Genomic DNA, 16,904 nt, shown 5'->3' on the forward strand with positions numbered 1-16,904 from the left:
CGTGGTCAAGGTGCTGGAAGAGCGGAAAGGACAGATTTATCGCAAGGGTTCCGAACCGTATGCCATGGAATGCGGCAAGACCAGTCTGGCCGGTTCGGTCAGTCAAAGGGCCTGCGTCTTCTGCGGCTCCCGGGTTGTGCTATACCCAATCGCCGACGCGATCCATCTCGTACACGGTCCGGTGGGCTGCGCCGCCTACACCTGGGATATCCGCGGCGCGCTCTCGTCCGGACCCGAATTGCACCGGTTGAGCTTCTCTACCGATCTCCGGGAGATCGAGGTGATCCACGGCGGTGAAAAGAAGTTATATCAATCCTTGGTGGAGCTGATCGACAGGTATCAACCGCGGGCGGCATTCGTCTACTCCACCTGCATCATCGGGATCATCGGCGACGATGTGGGGGCGGTCTGTAAGCGGGTCAGCGCCGAAAAAGGCATTCCGGTGCTGCCGGTCCATTCCGAAGGCTTCAAAGGAACCAAAAAGGACGGCTACCGGGCGGCTTGTGAAGCGTTGCTGCAATTGATCGGGACCGGACCGGCCGAGGGAATCCAGCCGCACAGTATCAATATTTTGGGCGATTTCAACCTGGCCGGGGAAGTCTGGATGATCCGCGAGTACTACGAGAAGATGGGGATTCAAGTCGTGGCCACGATCACCGGGGACGGCCGGGTCGATCAGATCCGGCGGGCGCACGGTGCCGCCTTGAATCTGGTGCAGTGTTCGGGCTCCATGAATCATCTGGCGAAAATGCTAAAAGAGAAATACGGAACTCCGTATCTGCAGGTCTCCTACTTCGGAATCGAGGACATGGCGGAGGCGTTGTATCAGGTGGCCCGTTTCTTCAATGATACGGCAATGATGCGGCGCACCGAAGAATTGGTACGCGACGAAATTGCGGCGGTTTATCCGCAGCTGCTGGAGTACCGCAAGGCGCTGACTGGGAAGAAGGCCGCCATTTATGTCGGGGGCGCCTTTAAAGCCTTTTCGTTGGTAAAGGCGCTGCGGATTCTGGGCATGCAAACGGCAGTGGTGGGTTCTCAGACCGGCAGTAGCGAAGATTATCAGCAATTAAGAGATTTATGCGACGAGGGAACTGTCATCGTTGACGACTCGAACCCGCTTGAATTGGCCGGATTTTTAAAGGAAAAAGGCGTCGATCTCTTTATCGGCGGCGTCAAAGAACGGCCTATCGCCTATAAGATGGGGATCGGCTTCTGCGATCATAATCATGAACGCAAGATTGCCTTGGCGGGCTTCGTGGGAATGCTCAATTTTGCCCGGGAGGTCCATGGCACGGTCTGCAGTCCCATCTGGAAACTGGTGCCGCGTTATTCCTGTTGCGGGGGAGGTGTGGCCGATGTCGGTTAACCATCAACCCCGGCCGGCAGTCAGCGTTACCACCAATGCCTGCAAACTCTGTACGCCGCTGGGCGCCTGTCTGGCTTTTCGCGGCATCGAAGGAACCGTTCCTCTGCTGCACGGTTCGCAAGGCTGTTCTACCTACATCCGGCGTTATATTATCAGTCACTTTAAGGAACCCATTGACGTGGCTTCCTCCAACTTCAGCGAATCCAGCGCCATCTTTGGAGGAGGAGTCAATCTGGCGACCGCTTTGCAAAATGTTACCGCCCAGTATCATCCGGAACTGATCGCGGTCGCCAGCACTTGTTTGAGTGAAACAATCGGGGACGATGTCCCGTTATTCATTCGGCAGTACCGCCGCGAGCATCCCGAACGACCGCCGGAGATCATTCATGTCTCAACCCCCAGTTACCGGGGGACTCACATGGACGGTTTTCACGCGGCGGTTCGGGCCGCAGTGGACGAACTGGCGGAAGCCGGCGCGCCGGAACGGCGCATCAATCTTTTTCCCGGCCTAGTATCCCCGGCCGACCTTCGTCACCTGAAGGAAATCATGGCTGATTTCGGGGTGGATTACACGCTGTTGCCCGATTACTCAGAGACACTGGACGGGGAGATTTGGCAAGAGTATCAAAAAATTGCTCCGGGTGGAACGCCATTGGCGGCCATCCGCCGGACCGGCCGCGCCATGGCTTCCTTTGAGTTCAGCGGGACCATCGCGGCCGAACATTCAACCGGCAACCTGCTGAAGGAGCGCTTTGGCATTTCTTATTTACAGACCGCGATGCCCATCGGAGTTCGGGCTTGTGATCAATTCTTTACCAAACTGGCTGAAGTCAGCGGCAATCCTATTCCCGACTGTTACCGGAAGGAACGGGGCCGGCTCGTCGATTCCTATGTGGATGGCCATAAGTACATCTTTGGTAAACGGGCGGTTCTCTATGGCGAAGAGGACTTGGTGGTTTCCCTGGCCGGATTCCTGGCGGAGATCGGTGTAATTCCGGTTCTGTGCGCCTCGGGCGGTGAGAGCGGAAGGCTGGCGGAAGCCGTACAAGCGGCGGCTCCGGAAGTGGCGGACCGGATTACGGTCCGGGACGGCGCCGACTTTATGGACATTGCCGAATTGGCCGAAAAGCTGCAACCCGACCTCATCGTCGGCAACAGCAAGGGTTATCCCCTGGCGCGAAAGTTGCAGATTCCTTTGATCCGGGTCGGTTTTCCGATTCACGACCGTCTTGGCGGGCAGCGCCTGCTCCACCTGGGCTATCGCGGCACCCAAGCACTATTCGACCGGATCGTCAATGCGGTGATCGAGCGACAGCAAGACGCATCGCCGGTCGGCTACAGTTATATGTAAGGCTTCGGGCCATTTCGGCCCAATCATGATTTTGTCAAAAAGACGGGGTGATCACGATGAACCGTTTTCCAACCCATCATCCGTGCTTCGATCCGGAGGTGCGGCACCAGTTCGGCCGAATTCATCTGCCGGTGGCGCCAAAGTGCAATATTCAGTGCAACTTCTGCAATCGCAAATATGACTGTTTGAATGAAAGCCGTCCCGGAGTGACCAGCGCGGTGCTCCAGCCCGAACAGGCGATTCTGTACCTGGAAGAGGTTTTGCGCAACGATCCCCGGATCACCGTGGTGGGCGTGGCCGGACCTGGCGATCCCTTCGCCAATCCCAAAGAGACGTTAAAGACATTTCGGCTGATTCGGGAGAGATTTCCGCGCCTTACCATTTGCGTGGCCTCCAATGGGCTTAATGTCTTGCCCTATATCCAAGAGTTGGCTGAGTTGAATGTCACACACTTCACGGTAACCATGAACGCTATCGACCCCGAAATCGGCGCCAAGATCTATGCCTGGGTCCGTTATGCGAAATCCATTTATCGCGGCACTGCCGGTGCCGAACTGTTGATCGAAAGACAGTTGGAGACAGTCCGGCAACTAAAAGCTCATGGCTTCCGGGTTAAAGTGAATTCGATCCTCATTCCTGGTGTCAATGAAAATGAGATTGAGCGGGTCGCCAGCCGCGTCGCTGAGTTAGGCGCTGACTATTTTAATTGTATTCCCGTTTATCCTACGGCGGGTACGATCTTTGAGAAGGTGATCCCGGCCTCCGATGAGACTGTAAATGGTCTGCGGGAACGGCTCAAACAATATCTGCCGCAGATGGCCCACTGTACCCGCTGCCGGGCCGATGCCGTCGGCTTGCTCGGCGAGGGGCTTTCCGACGAGTCCGCTCAACTGCTGGCGGAGTATTCACGCAAGATTCCGGGCTTAAAGCAAGATCGCCCCTACATTGCGGTCGCCAGCCGGGAAGGATTCCTGGTCAATCTGCATCTGGGTGAAGCGGAATCGTTGCAGATCTTCGCGCAAACCGCGCAAGGGTTGAAAATGATCGAAACCCGGACCACTCCGGCGCCGGGCGGTGGCAAAGAACGATGGTTAAAGCTGGCGCAGATTCTCGGCGATTGCCGGGCGGTATTGGCTAGCGGCGCGGGCGAATCGCCGCGCCAGACATTATCCGAGCAAGGGATCCAAGTCATTGAAACCGCCGGAATCATTGAACAGGTCAGTGAAGCGGTATTTCATGGAACGTTTATTCCCGCGCCGCGCCGTTTCGTCTGCGGTGAAAGTTGCCGGGGCGATGGCCTGGGCTGCGGTTGAATAATCATCAAAAGGAGGAATTGCAGTGGAAAAACCGAAACACCACATTTTTGTCTGTTCCAGCTCCCGGGTGAACGGCGAACCGAAAGGGGTTTGCTCCCGGAAAGAAGCTTCCCAACTCATTCAATATTTGGAGTCGGAACTGAATGATCGCGGCATGGAGGAAGTCATGGTCACGAATACGGGCTGTATGAAGCTTTGTGACCACGGCCCGGTGATGGTGATTTACCCGGAAGGCTATTGGTACGGTAATGTCAATGAAGAGGCCATTGACCAAATTCTGGATGCCCTGGAAGAGGGAAAGGCCGCCACCGATCTTTTATTAATGTAGCAGCGAGGAAACGGAGAGCGAGGAATATGGATGACCGTCAGAGCCGGGCGGCATGGCTAATCGATTCTACATTGCGCGATGGCGAACAGGCGGCCGGAGTAGTCTTCAGTGATGCTGAAAAATGCGCCATCGCTCAAGCGTTGAGCGATATCGGAGTGCCCGAACTGGAAGTGGGAATTCCGGCGATGGGTGAAGCGGAGATCGCCGTCATCCGGAATCTGGTCGCTCTCCGCCTGAAAGCCCGTTTGACGGGCTGGTGCCGGGCAACGATCTTCGATCTGACTCAGGCGCGTGATTCGGGTCTGCGGAGCGTTCATGTCTCTTTTCCGGTATCCCCGATCCACTTGCGTATTCTGGAAAAAGATCCGGCCTGGATCGAAAGGGCACTCGCCGATATTTTACCTGTCGCCGTGCGCTGGTTTGATCATGTCTCCGTGGGAGCCCAAGATGCATCCCGGGCCGATCTGCCGTTCCTGCAACAGTTTATGCTGACAGCCTTACGCCTGGGGGCAAAACGGGTACGGATCGCCGATACTGTCGGACTCCTCGATCCGGCGGCTACCCATAGACTGTTCCGTGGCTTATTAACGGTCGCGCCTACGGCCAATCTGGAATTTCACGGCCACAATGACCTTGGCTTGGCGACTGCGAATACTCTGGCCGCTCTGGAAGCCGGAGCGCAATCGGCGAGTGTGACCGTGAACGGAATGGGCGAGCGGGCCGGCAATGCCGCCCTGGCCGAAGTGGTAATGGCCATGAGAATTATCGCCCAAAAAGATTGCGGCATCGTCACCGAAGGCCTGTATGACCTCAGCAAGTTGGTCGCCGCAGCCGCCGGCAGAGCCATACCGGCGGATAAACCCATCGTCGGGGAGCGGGTTTTTAATCACGAATCCGGGATTCACGGCCATGCCTTGCTTCGAGACGACTCGGCCTATGAACTCTTTCCGGCGCGAAGCGTCGGCCAGCCCGGTACCCGCATGGTTTTGGGAAAGCATTCCGGTTCCGCCATGGTGGAACAGTTTTTGACCTCTCAGGGTCTGGAGATTGAGAAAGAAACGGTTCGCTCCGTATTGAGCCAGATCCGCCGCCGCGCCGCGGAATCGAAACGCGAATGCACTGCGGAGGAAGTTCTGGCATTTTATGATCGGAGTAAGGAATCTCGGCAAAGGATGCATTGAAGGACTCACTCCATGCGGGGAATATGTAATCAGAAAGAATCTGAGTGATTTAAAAATGACAGAAACTCATTCTCACGGATTGAGTTTCTTTTTGTTTTAAAAAAAGACGATTATCAAGTTAGCTCCGCTCACTCACGAAGGGATTGAAGGATAAGTCATGGCGTCTAGTAGCGTCGTTTGGCGGATACGTGACCGGGGTGAGGAGCTGAAAGAGAACGTTTTATGAATCACGGAGCGCTTTGGGTCCTGAAAGAGCTCATTCAGTCGTCGGGCAAGCTCGTTTTGTGGATAAGAGAGCTTGCTCAGTCGTTCAGCGAGCTCTTTTTGTGGATGAGTGAGCTTGTTTTGTGAATCAGCAAGCTGGTTTTGTGAATAAGAGAGCTCGCTCAGTCGCTCGGCAAGCTCTTTTTGTGGATAAGCAAGCTTGTTTTGTGAATGGGAGAGCTTGCTCAGTCGTTCAGCAAGCTCTTTTTGTGAATCAGTCATCTATTTTTGTGGATAAACGGATCCGTTTAACGGAGTTAATGGTTTTGGCTGTGGATAAGTCGGGGAAGTGCGGCTCAAACCGGGTAAAGTGGGAGGGTGAGCGGAGCTAAGTTGATACTCAGTTAAAAAAAATAAATCATTAAAAAAAATCTTCTATGGTGATGTCAGCCTAAGAAGAATTAAGATAAACTTAACAATCGATTAACTAATCTTTGAAAGACTCGTTTGCCTGACTCGAATCGGCAATTTCGCGAAAATGCGATTTCCTTTCGAAATGAAGGAGGTCATGATTTTGCCTGGAAATCAAGAACAAAACTGGCTGAATCGGCTCATTCGTCTTCAAGAAAGCAGGTACTGGCAAACCCTGGCCGCGATTCCGATCCGCTATAAACTCATCGGTTTCTTTCTCGTTATCTCGCTGTTACCGCTCGGTATCGTCGGGACCATGTCGTATACCAGTTCCAAGGAGGCCATGGTCCAGAAGATAACCGAGTACTCCCTCAAAGTGACGACTCAGTCAGTGGCCAATCTTCAACAAAAAATAAGAGAGCTGGAAAACGTAGCGGGACAGCTGTTGCTGAATCAGGCTTTCATCGAAGCTCTGGTTCGATTGGAGAGCAGTCCGGACGATGGCGGCCTGGAGGCTTTGAAAAAAACGGCGGCCGCTTTTTTCAATACGTATATGATCAGTTACCAAGACATTGGGGCGATGGTATTCATCGGAGAGGGAGGCCCGGAGCGGATCGTCACGGTTACGAAAGATTATGCCGCTGAAATGCCCGGGTTTATCCGGCGCTTCCGGCGTACCCGATCCTACCAAACCATTCTTCGGGCCGGAGGGAGCAGTGTCTGGGTCTCTTCGCTCAAACTTGGAGCCAGTCATTACGAGCTGCTGGGACGGAGCCTGAAACACCCGGAGACCGGCAAAAGCATGGGTATTCTCGCAATTTTCATCGATGAAGAGAAGTTCGACCGACTCGTTAACTTCTATCTTTATAACCAAGCGGATTTGGCGATGGACCAAGTCAAAAATTACGCCCTGATCATCGACGAGCAGGGAAAGGTGGTCTCCACGCCCTTCAAGGAAGACATCGGCAAGCCGGTCGGGCGGATGATCGCTGGGATTGCGCCGCTGCGGGAATTGCTGCGCGGAAAAACCTCGGATCGGGATTACGGAGGCGAACAAAATCAAGGCAGTTATCTGACTCGGGTAAATGGTCAAAGTTCATTGGTCGTCTATAAATCAATTGGAAGCGAAACCGGAATCGGCGCCAATTCGCGCTGGCATCTTTTGAGTATCACTCTGACCTCATATTTGTACCGGGAGGCCTGGGCGGTGGGGCTGAATACTCTGATGCTGGGGTTGACCGTCGCTTTCCTGACGATATTTTTATCGGTACGGTTCTCTTTGAATATCTCAAAGGCGCTGCAGCAAATGGTGCAGGCGATGGAAACGGCGGAAAACGGCGTCCTGTCGATACGGATACCGGTCAAGGCCCAGGATGAGTTCGGTTACTTGGCTACGTGTTTCAACCGGATGCTCATCCGGATCAGCGGTTTATTAATGGATACCAAGAATGCTATCCAGGCCGTTTTGGAACGCGCCGCCTTGTTGGAGACCAGTTCGGAACAGGCGGCTCATTCGGCCCGGTCGGTGGCCAGAGCCATGGAAGAGATCAGCAGGGGCACCTCGGAACAGACCCGCCAGGCAGAACAGACGACGGCCCAAATGGACCAGTTGGCGGTGGAGATCGGTAGTTTGGTCAAAAACTCCAATGAAGTTGCCCAAATTACCGGTTCTACCCGGGATTTGAGTGTCCAATCCAAAGCGATCATTCAGCAGTTGATCCGTAAATCCGGCGAGACGGAGCAGATTACCAACAGAATCGTGGCCGATCTCGCCGATTTGAACACCAATACCGGGCAGATTCAGGCAATCACCGCGCTTATCGCCAATATTTCCGAACAAACCAATCTTTTGGCATTAAACGCCGCCATTGAGGCGGCCCGGGCGGGTCATGTGGGACATGGTTTTGCGGTGGTAGCGGATGAAGTGAACCAACTGGCGGTACAATCCAAGGAAGCTGCCAGAGGCATCGATAAAATCCTGAAGCAGATTCAACTCAAAAATCAAAATTCCGCCCAGACCGTTCAACAAGCGAGCTTGATCCTGTCGGAACAACAGAGCGCAGTAGCCTCAACCCAACGCGCGTTCGATGGAATTATCAACGAAATGGACCAGGCCGTTCGGAAAATCTCAAAGATGGATCAGCGGATCCAGGGGATCGATCAATTCAAAGAACATGCGGCCCAGGCTTTTGTCAATATCAGTCTGATCACGGAGGAAACCGCCGCCGCCACGGAAGAAGTCACAGCGACTACCGAAGAGCAGACCGCCATCGCCGAACGGATCAAGGAAATGGCCGATGATTTGAAAAGCATGGCTGCAAGACTGGTGGAAGCGGCGTCCAAATTTCATGTTTAAGAAGCCTTGGGATAAAGTCTCTCGAAACGGAAATTGTCTTGTAAAAAGATTGAGCCGACTTTTTCACCCGCTTCTCTGAGCTTTGTGAATACCCAAACCTTCGACAGGGTATTTCACAACGCTTTTTAAAAAAAGCCCTCTTACAGCAAAAATTTATTGACCCGGATCGGTTGACAAACGATCCTGAACATGATAAAATACATTTTGCCACGGGGGAGTAGCTCAGTTGGTTAGAGCGCTACGTTGACATCGTAGAGGTCATTGGTTCGATCCCAACCTTCCCCACCATATGAATTTTTCAGCGAGGGTAACCTCGCTTTTTCTTTGTCAAAATTTTGGCTGTCCCGAAAAAGTTGCTTCGGGACAGCCTTTTTTTATTTTTAGGTGACATATTCTATTTCCATCGTGGTGCCCATATATTATTGCGAATAGAGGCCGGTCAAATCAACCCTGGAACGGCGGGAGAGGAGAGAAAATGGATGAGAAAACTAGCGGATTCCCAGATTGCGGCCTTCGATACCGAATACGTCGATGCGAACCGCTGGAAAATGGTCGCAGCCTGCATCACGAAGTATTTTCCCGAAGGGGATTTCAGTTTTGTCGACCTCGGCGGCGGCAATGGGCTCTTTACGGACCGGATTCTACGGGAGTTTCCCTGGTCGCGCGGCGTCCTGATCGACAATTCCGAATACCTGATTGGACTGAATCGACCGGTTCCGCGCAAAGTGCTCATCTGCGACTCGATCGAAAATACCGCGCGCTACGTCGGGAGCGCTGACATTATATTCTGCAACTGGTTGCTGCATCACTTGGTATCCGATACTTACGGCGCGACCAGGATGAATATCACCAATGCCCTGAGGATGGCGAAATCCTTGCTTTCGGAGCGCGGTTACTTTTCGATTTTTGAAAATATGTACGACGGTCTTTATTTCGACAATTTGCCGAGCCGCCTCATTTTTGGCCTCACCGCCAACCGGACCATGGCTCCGGTCCTGCGCCGGCTGGGCGCGAATACGGCAGGCTGCGGTGTTTGCTTCTTGTCGAGGGAAAAATGGGACGAGACCGTGAAGCAGGCAGGTCTGACCATTGAGAGTTATACGGACGACGACCCCTGGCCAATCGCATTCTATCGACGGGCCTTGCTTCATCTGGGAAATATTCGGGTGGGACACTATTGGTGCGGTAAAGGCGTCCGGGATCTGAAAGCCTCCGAATAGAGAATCGGTGGAGAAATTACCTTGTTCTCCGGTTTCCCGGGATGCGCGAAAGTCCAATGGTCGTCATCCAATTGAAAGCGCGGGCAACCTCTTTTGCTTTTGGCTTTTATGGAAATTGCAGCCGATTGGTTCCTCCCTTCTCACAGTATACAAAATATAGCCAGCACATATAATAGGTTTAGAATGGGGGGATTCAAGATGTCGGAGATAACGATCAGCACCCTCAACACTGACCCGGAGATCAGGAACAACCTCCTTAAAGAGGTTGATTTTCTTCAAAGGGAAGGAATCAACGTTGAACTAACCGAGCTGGTTTCCGGAAAATTTTTATTTTTACAGTACGCCATATTGGAACAACAACCCGATCTGAAAGAAGCTCATGAAAAGATTCTCCGTTACTATTTGGCCAATATCCTGACGGATTTATTAATGAATACGGTCACCAAAGAATTAATGGCCCAGATTGTGAGGAATCGGTACCGGTTTATTGCCCAAGGCGAATCACGCGCCATTGTCAAGAGCGCCTATTCGTATTTGAACAACCTGTATGAGGACGGCGATATCAGTAAGACCCTATACCGTCATAACCAGATCCTCACCAGCATCAGTCAGTATTTGGAGTCCGATTCCCTATTGTATTTAGAAGGCTTTTTGCGCTTCCGCCTGAAAGATTACTTTCAGGAGATGGAGGAATCCATTGAAAAGGCGATCGATAATTTCTTGGTAGAGCGGGAGTATTTGGAATTTATCAAATTACTCCGTTATTTCGTCGAAATTCAGGAGCCGCGCATTGATGAAGTGCACGTGTTGATCAAGGATAAGGACTCGTTTTACCTGCTGGACGAGGAGAAAAAACCGATTGAAGAGGAACAGCTCCAAAGCGTCCTGGCAGAACTCCACAGTGAAAATACCGAAGTCGATTATGACGATCTCCTGCTTAGCGCCCTGATAACCATCTCGCCCCGGAGAATCGTCATTCACGCGCTGGCCAGGATCGAAATCATGGAAACGATCATCAGCGTTTTTCGAGAACGGGTCATTCTGTGCGGGGGATGCGAGCTATGCGGCAAACAGACGTTTCCCGTCCTTTTATCCAGTTCTTTGCATCCCACTTCCCCTCGTTAATCCCAACATAAGTCATTCACTCTTTCGCGTCATGGAAGGGTGATTTTTTTTGACTTGGAACTCTATCGAAGAAGCTGGCGCTTTCCCCGATAATATCTTTCATGGCAAACAAACTAAAAATGTGGCGATTTAATCCGGAAAATAAAATAAGGCGCTGACGCGCCCATTTAAAGCATTGGGAAAGCTGGGTTTATTATTTGATACGGGTTGGAATGAAAAGGTCGACGATCCCGATGACGAGAGACGCCAGTAATGCACCGATTACCGAAACCGACATTCCCGGAACAATGAATTGAGTGATATAAATAACCACCGCCGAGACCAAAAATCCTACAACGCCATGGGCGTACGGCGAGAGATTTCTTCCAAGCACCAATTCGATGAGGTAACTGATTCCGGCGATTACCACTGCTGCCAAAAGGGCGCTGATAAAATTCAACGATTTAAATCCTGGTACGATCGCGCCAATGAACATCAGCACAAGGGCGGCGACGACAAAACGCACCAAGGTTCTAAGCCAATCCATGAAATCACCTCCTTCAGCTTCGAATATCGGTTTTATCTTATCCAATCCAGGATAAGCTATGCACAGCGGCTATGGCAAAAAACTCCAATCTGGACTTTCCCTGGCCATCCGATTAAAACGGGGCTGCCCGGTAAAAAATATCGCTAAATGCATGAACTGCTTATTCGGGTCTTTGGCAGGTGTTGTGGAAAAGTAGCTCATGCGACGAACCCGGGGAGGAGTCGAATGCGGCAAAGAATCTATGGTATGTTCACCAATATCGAAGATGCCCGCAATGCTTTGGGAAGGATCAAGAAAGAAAGTTGGCATCGGGCTGATCTCACAGTCATTCTGCCGGAAGGTTCGCCTGAGTCCTCGAACAATGACTCGATGGAGTTGGCTGCCGAATTTGCGGCCCAGGACCGGGATGAGAAAAGGGATTGGTCGGGCTTGCGGCGGGATTACTGGGATGGCTTGGGAAAGATCCGCTATGGCACGACCTTTCGCAGGCAGCCCGGTAAAAATCAGGTGCTCCCGGAAACCTTGGCGGGTCAGGCACTACAAATCGTACAGCAGGGGATTAAGGATTCCAAAGTCGTCACGATCATCGATTTTGAACCCGAATTACGGGCCAAACTGCGGGTCATTCTAGAGAGCAGAGGGGCCGAAGTATTAGCGGATCAGGCATCAACCTGAGCCGTTTTTTTTATGGTATTTTAAAAGCCATGTGATAAAGTCTTTTGAATCGGAAATCAGAAGGCAAAAAGGCTCTTTATAAACGACTTTATCACTTGCTTTTCTGAGCTTTTGTGAACACCCCGACCTTTCGGACGGGGCTTATCACAACACTTTTAAATATGATAAAAAATGCCGCCCCTCCGCCGAAGCCGTAAATGCGCAGATAATTAAGAAAAGATGAAGGAGTTATGAACTGGGAGCGCGAATATTAGTCAGGTTTAAGGAGGCTCTTATGGCAGAAAATGGAGCGATAATTCATCGGGTCGAGCCGGACAGCATTGCCGCGGAATTACTGCTGGAACCGGGTGACCGCATTTTATCCGTGAACGGGGCCGTACTGGAGGACTATATTGATTTCTTGATGGCCAATGCCGATGAGCGTATTTCTTTGGAAGTACTGAAAAAAAAGAACGGAGCGGTTGAGCTCCTTGAGATCGAGAAAGATGCGGCGGAATCTCTGGGTGTAAGCTTTGAACACGTAGTGTTCGACGGGATCCGGGAATGCGCGAATCATTGTTTGTTCTGTTTTGTGCATCAGCTGCCCGCGCGGCAGCGGGCCACCTTATATATTCGGGATGATGATTACCGGCTCTCCTTTTTGCATGGAGCCTACATTACTTTTACGAATTTAACCGAATCGGATTGGCGGCGGATTGAGAGACTACATCTGAGTCCCCTATATGTTTCGGTGCACGCTACCGATCCGGCAGTCCGTCAAAAACTTTTGGGCGTAAAAGGTGCCGCACCGATCCTCGAACAAATTAAAAGGCTGGTTGCAGCGGGCATCACCGTTCACACCCAAGCGGTTATTTGTCCGGAGATCAATGACGGTCCGGTTCTGGAACAGACCATTCAGGATTTGGCGCAATTCTGGCCGGAAGTTGCTTCCCTGGCCATTGTGCCGGTGGGATTGACCGAACACCGTTCCAAGCTATTCCCGTTGCGCATCTTTCGGCCGGATGAGGCCAGCCGGGTGATCGACCTGGTGCACCGCTTTCAAAAACAGTTTCGGGAATCTCTCGGTTCGCGCTTTGTTTTCGCCGCGGATGAGTGGTATGTTTTAGCCGGGAGGCAGGTCCCGGAGGATGAAGCGTATGAGGATTACTTACAGCTTGACAACGGCGTGGGGCTGTTGCGCTGGTTTTTGACGGATTTTTATGAAACATTTCCTTCCCTCTATCAAGCCCTTTCCCGGCTCCAAGGCAAGTTGGTGGTCATTACCGGACAAGCGGCCATCGGAATGTGGGAGGAAGTGCGGCGTTATTGGGCGGCGCAAAATCTTGCCCTGACGTTGGAACTATTACCCATCCAAAACCGTTTTTTGGGAAGTACCGTAACGGTCACGGGTTTATTGAGCGGCAACGATGTGATGGAGGCGATTCAAAGCCACCAGCCGGCGGATCAGGCCTGTTATCTGGTTCCGCAAATCACGCTCCGCCAAGGGGACGATCTTTTTTTAGATGGCGTATCCGTCGCCCAATTGCGCGAGGCATGCGCGCCGAAACGGGTGATGATCGTGCCGACGCAAGCCGCCGAATGGCTTCGCTGGATTATTCATGAGGGATGTGTTGACGGTTGTCTCGAGCAGTCATTGCAATAGTTGGCCGACCCAATGTCGGAAAATCCACCCTGTTTAACCGGATCGTCAGACAACGTTTGGCGATCGTCGAAAATACCCCCGGCGTCACCCGCGACCGGATCTATGCCGATGGCAAATGGCTGGACCGGAGCTTTTTAGTGATTGATACCGGCGGAATCACGGATGAACGCGATCCGGTCCAAGAGCAAATCCGCACCCAAGTGGAGATGGCTCTGGAGGAAGCGGATGCGGTCATCATGGTGACTGACGGCCGGGAACCGCTGACGGCTTCCGATTATCAAGTGGCTACCCTGCTGCGAAAAAGCCATAAACCTACCGTGCTGGCGGTCAATAAAATTGAAAACATCGCTCAAACGGTGGACCCGGAGTTTTATTCGTTGGGCCTCGGCGAACCGATCCCCATCTCCGCCGAACACGGCAAAAACATCGGCGATTTGCTGGATGCGGCCTTGGAGAGTATTCCCAAGGAAGAGGAGGAGAGCGATCCGGATCTCATCCGGGTCACGATGGTCGGCCGGCCCAATGTCGGCAAATCTTCATTGGTCAATGGACTCCTGGGCAAGGAACGAATGATCGTCAGCGATAGACCCGGTACGACCCGGGATGCGGTGGACATCCCCCTGGCTGCGGATGGCCACCATTATTTGTTGGTGGATACCGCCGGGATCCGGCGCAAATCGAAAGTGGAAGAGTCAGTCGAATACTACAGTGTTTTACGGGCGCTGCGGGCGGTTGAACGTTCGGATGTCGTCATTCTGGTGTTGGATGCCACGGCGGAGGTTGCCGAACAGGATTTGAAGATCGCCGGGATCATCAAGGATGCCGGTAAAGCTTGCCTTATTGCTGTAAATAAATGGGATCTGATTGAAAAGAACGAAGCGACGGCCGCGGAATATGAGGCGAAGATCCGCCGGGAGATCGGGTTTTTGGATTATGCGCCGCTGGTTTTCATCTCGGCCAAAACCGGACAACGGCTGGTAAAGATCTTGCCCCTCGTCAACCAGGTGATGGAGAGTTACACTTTCCGGATCTCCAATAACCGCCTGAACGAAGTGGTCTCGGAAGCGATTGTGATTCACCATCCCCCTTCCAATAAAGGCCGGCCGTTTAAGATCTATTACACCCGGCAATCGGGGGTAAAACCGCCGTCATTCCAGCTGACCGTGAATGATCCGGAAGGCTTTCATTACTCGTATCACCGCTATCTGGAAAACAAGTTCCGGGAGTATTTCGGTTTTGTCGGCACCCCTATCAAGTTTGAGTTGAAAACCAGTAATAAAAACGGCGATTGACGGGAGTGACAACATGCTTTGGATTAAAACGGTCATCGTTTTGGCGGTGGCTTATTTCATCGGCAGTATTACTTCGGGCGATATCGTAGCTCGCATCAAAAAAGTAGACCTGCGGAGTCTAGGCAGCGGCAATATCGGCGCTACTAACACCTTCCGGGTATTGGGCTCTTTCTACGGTGCTGTCGTGCTGGCCGGCGATATTGTAAAGGGGATTCTGGCGGTTTTATTGGGACATTATGTCCTGGGCAGTTTTCACGGCTTTGACATGGCGATTCTAACCGGGGTGTTTGCAGTTATCGGGCATAATTGGCCGGTTCACGCCGGTTTTAAAGGCGGAAAAGGCATTGCGACGTCGGCCGGAGTGATGATTGGGTTGACGCCCGTCAGCATTCTGGCGGCGTTACCGGTCTGGCTGGCGGTTTTCCTGCTTTCCGGCTATGTTTCGCTCGCGTCCATTGTTGCGGCGATTGCCTATCCCGTATCGGTATTTCTTTTTTATCACGATGATCCGTATAAACAGTTCCTGGCCCTGATCATCGCGGTTCTGGCGATTTACCGGCATCATTCGAACATCAAACGTTTATTACGCGGCGAGGAGCACCGAATTCTGTATAAACATCGTGGAGGAGACAAATCATGATCGCTGTCGTAGGAAGCGGCGGCTGGGGCACAGCGTTGGCGTTTCATTGCGCTCAAAAAGGGTACCCGGTAAAAATATGGGCTCACGAGTCTGAAGTGGTCACGGAAATTAACCGCCAACATACCAATGCAACATTTTTGCCGGGAATTACGTTACCCGAGTCCATACAAGCCAGTGGCTCATTGGAAGAGGTTTTAAGCGGCTGCCGTTATGTGATTACTGCGGTTCCCAGTCAATGGTTGCGAAGCGTCGCCAAAAAAATGGCTCCTTTGATCACCCGGAATCATCTGATCATCAGTGCTTCCAAGGGCCTGGAAGTTCAGAGCCTAAAAACATTGGCCACCGTGCTTGAAGAAGAGTTGCCCATGGTCGAGCCGGGTGCGGTCATCGCGCTATCCGGGCCCAATCATGCCGAAGAGGTGGCCCGGAGGATTCCGTCGACTACGGTGGTTGCCACTCCGATCCTGAAATTTGCCGAAGAAGTTCAGGATTTATTGATCTCGCCATTGTTGCGGGTTTATACCAATCCCGACCGTCTCGGCGTGCAACTGGGAGGCGCTTTAAAAAACATCATCGCCTTGGCCGCCGGAATCTCCGATGGATTGGGTTTCGGAGATAACACCAAAGCGGCCCTGATCACCCGGGGGCTTGCCGAAATGGCTCGCCTGGGAGCGGCGATGGGAGCCCAAACCCCGACTTTTTCCGGCCTCTCCGGAATGGGAGATTTATTCGTGACCGCTTCCAGCAAACATAGCCGCAACGCATGGGCTGGACGGGAGCTTGGCAAGGGCCGCTCCCTGGCGGAGATCCTTTCTTCCACCAAAATGGTAGTCGAGGGTGTCACCACGACCCAAGCCGCTTATCGATTAGCCAGAGAAAAACAGGTCGAAATTCCCATTACGAATATCACATATCAAGTTCTTTTTGAAGGCGTTCCCCCGCTGGAAGGGGTCAGCCGATTAATGGAACGGGTTCGCACGCATGAAATGGAAGAAGTAGTAGCGGCGACCTATACCTGGCAATAAACGAATCCAAACCGGAAGGATTGATCGAACTTTTTGGTAGAAGCGGGATATCTCGGTGATGACCCGTATGTAGCGGGTGGAGAATCCTGTCAATACAACACAAAATGAAGCAACGGTTCTATTGGAACCGTTTTTTGTTTGTCTGAAGCAGCATTTAGTTATATTGGGCTAAACCTATCAATATATATATATTGTTTAATGGTCAGGCAGGATTGATGAGAACAAAAGGGGGGATGGCTCAAT

At 52.2% G+C, this 16,904-nt stretch carries 15 protein-coding genes and 1 tRNA gene; 14 read left to right on the forward strand and 2 right to left on the reverse strand.

Going from position 1 to position 16,904, the window contains the following annotated elements; translation table 11 throughout:
• The first annotated feature begins 1 nt into the window (after position 1).
• The 5 genes from nifE to EDC14_RS15210 are packed head-to-tail and all read left to right on the forward strand — an operon-like array spanning position 2 to position 5,545.
• Complete coding sequence (nifE, locus tag EDC14_RS15190; RefSeq protein ID WP_132015169.1) at positions 2–1,369, forward strand: nitrogenase iron-molybdenum cofactor biosynthesis protein NifE; 1,368 nt, start codon at positions 2–4, stop codon at positions 1,367–1,369.
• Positions 1,359–2,720: a nitrogenase component 1 gene (locus EDC14_RS15195; protein WP_132015170.1), complete on the forward strand. Its 1,362-nt coding sequence runs from the start codon at positions 1,359–1,361 to the stop codon at positions 2,718–2,720. The genes nifE and EDC14_RS15195 overlap by 11 nt, the downstream gene beginning before the upstream one ends.
• 56 nt (positions 2,721–2,776) lie before the next feature.
• Entirely contained in the window at positions 2,777–4,033 is a 1,257-nt protein-coding gene (locus tag EDC14_RS15200) for a radical SAM protein (RefSeq protein WP_132015171.1), read from the forward strand.
• Positions 4,034–4,058: 25 nt separating this feature from the next.
• Complete coding sequence (locus tag EDC14_RS15205; protein ID WP_132015172.1) at positions 4,059–4,364, forward strand: (2Fe-2S) ferredoxin domain-containing protein; 306 nt, start codon at positions 4,059–4,061, stop codon at positions 4,362–4,364.
• Positions 4,365–4,390: 26 nt separating this feature from the next.
• Positions 4,391–5,545, forward strand: coding sequence for a homocitrate synthase/isopropylmalate synthase family protein (locus tag EDC14_RS15210; protein WP_132015173.1), 1,155 nt, complete (start codon positions 4,391–4,393; stop codon positions 5,543–5,545).
• A 132-nt stretch (positions 5,546–5,677) separates the two neighbouring features.
• Here the strand turns inward: EDC14_RS15210 and EDC14_RS15215 are convergent, their stop codons facing one another.
• Positions 5,678–6,031, reverse strand: a complete 354-nt coding sequence (locus EDC14_RS15215; RefSeq protein ID WP_132015174.1) for a hypothetical protein — start codon at positions 6,029–6,031, stop codon at positions 5,678–5,680.
• Between the two features lie 292 nt (positions 6,032–6,323).
• Here EDC14_RS15215 and EDC14_RS15220 point away from each other — a divergent pair, with 292 nt between their 5' ends.
• The 4 genes from EDC14_RS15220 (at position 6,324) to ytxC (ending at position 10,861) form a co-directional block, all read left to right on the forward strand.
• Positions 6,324–8,516, forward strand: a complete 2,193-nt coding sequence (locus EDC14_RS15220; protein ID WP_165908049.1) for a methyl-accepting chemotaxis protein — start codon at positions 6,324–6,326, stop codon at positions 8,514–8,516.
• 211 nt (positions 8,517–8,727) lie between these two features.
• Positions 8,728–8,804: transfer RNA gene (locus tag EDC14_RS15225), tRNA-Val, on the forward strand.
• 191 nt (positions 8,805–8,995) lie between these two features.
• A complete protein-coding gene (locus tag EDC14_RS15230; protein WP_132015176.1) occupies positions 8,996–9,736 on the forward strand; it encodes a class I SAM-dependent methyltransferase in 741 nt (246 codons plus the stop codon).
• Between the two features lie 198 nt (positions 9,737–9,934).
• The gene (ytxC, locus tag EDC14_RS15235; RefSeq protein ID WP_165908050.1) at positions 9,935–10,861 is read left to right on the forward strand and encodes a putative sporulation protein YtxC; all 927 of its coding nucleotides are present in this window, start codon (positions 9,935–9,937) and stop codon (positions 10,859–10,861) included.
• Positions 10,862–11,054: 193 nt separating this feature from the next.
• Here the strand turns inward: ytxC and EDC14_RS15240 are convergent, their stop codons facing one another.
• Complete coding sequence (locus EDC14_RS15240) at positions 11,055–11,387, reverse strand: phage holin family protein (protein ID WP_132015178.1); 333 nt, start codon at positions 11,385–11,387, stop codon at positions 11,055–11,057.
• A gap of 225 nt (positions 11,388–11,612) precedes the next feature.
• Between EDC14_RS15240 and EDC14_RS15245 the strand changes: the two genes are divergently transcribed.
• From EDC14_RS15245 to EDC14_RS15265, 5 genes are all read left to right on the forward strand, one after another.
• Complete coding sequence (locus EDC14_RS15245) at positions 11,613–12,062, forward strand: hypothetical protein (protein ID WP_132015179.1); 450 nt, start codon at positions 11,613–11,615, stop codon at positions 12,060–12,062.
• A gap of 274 nt (positions 12,063–12,336) precedes the next feature.
• Positions 12,337–13,704, forward strand: a complete 1,368-nt coding sequence (locus tag EDC14_RS15250) for a DUF512 domain-containing protein (protein ID WP_132015180.1) — start codon at positions 12,337–12,339, stop codon at positions 13,702–13,704.
• Positions 13,680–14,996: a ribosome biogenesis GTPase Der gene (gene der, locus EDC14_RS15255; RefSeq protein WP_132015181.1), complete on the forward strand. Its 1,317-nt coding sequence runs from the start codon at positions 13,680–13,682 to the stop codon at positions 14,994–14,996. Before EDC14_RS15250 ends, der begins: the two co-directional genes overlap by 25 nt.
• 13 nt (positions 14,997–15,009) lie before the next feature.
• Positions 15,010–15,636, forward strand: a complete 627-nt coding sequence (gene plsY / locus EDC14_RS15260; RefSeq protein ID WP_132015182.1) for a glycerol-3-phosphate 1-O-acyltransferase PlsY — start codon at positions 15,010–15,012, stop codon at positions 15,634–15,636.
• Positions 15,633–16,661 (forward strand): NAD(P)H-dependent glycerol-3-phosphate dehydrogenase, encoded by a 1,029-nt coding sequence (locus EDC14_RS15265; protein WP_132015183.1) that lies wholly within the window; start codon positions 15,633–15,635, stop codon positions 16,659–16,661. Before plsY ends, EDC14_RS15265 begins: the two co-directional genes overlap by 4 nt.
• Positions 16,662–16,904 lie beyond the last annotated feature (243 nt).

The sequence above is a fragment of the Hydrogenispora ethanolica genome (assembly GCF_004340685.1).
GTDB classification, from domain to species: domain Bacteria; phylum Bacillota; class UBA4882; order UBA8346; family UBA8346; genus Hydrogenispora; species Hydrogenispora ethanolica.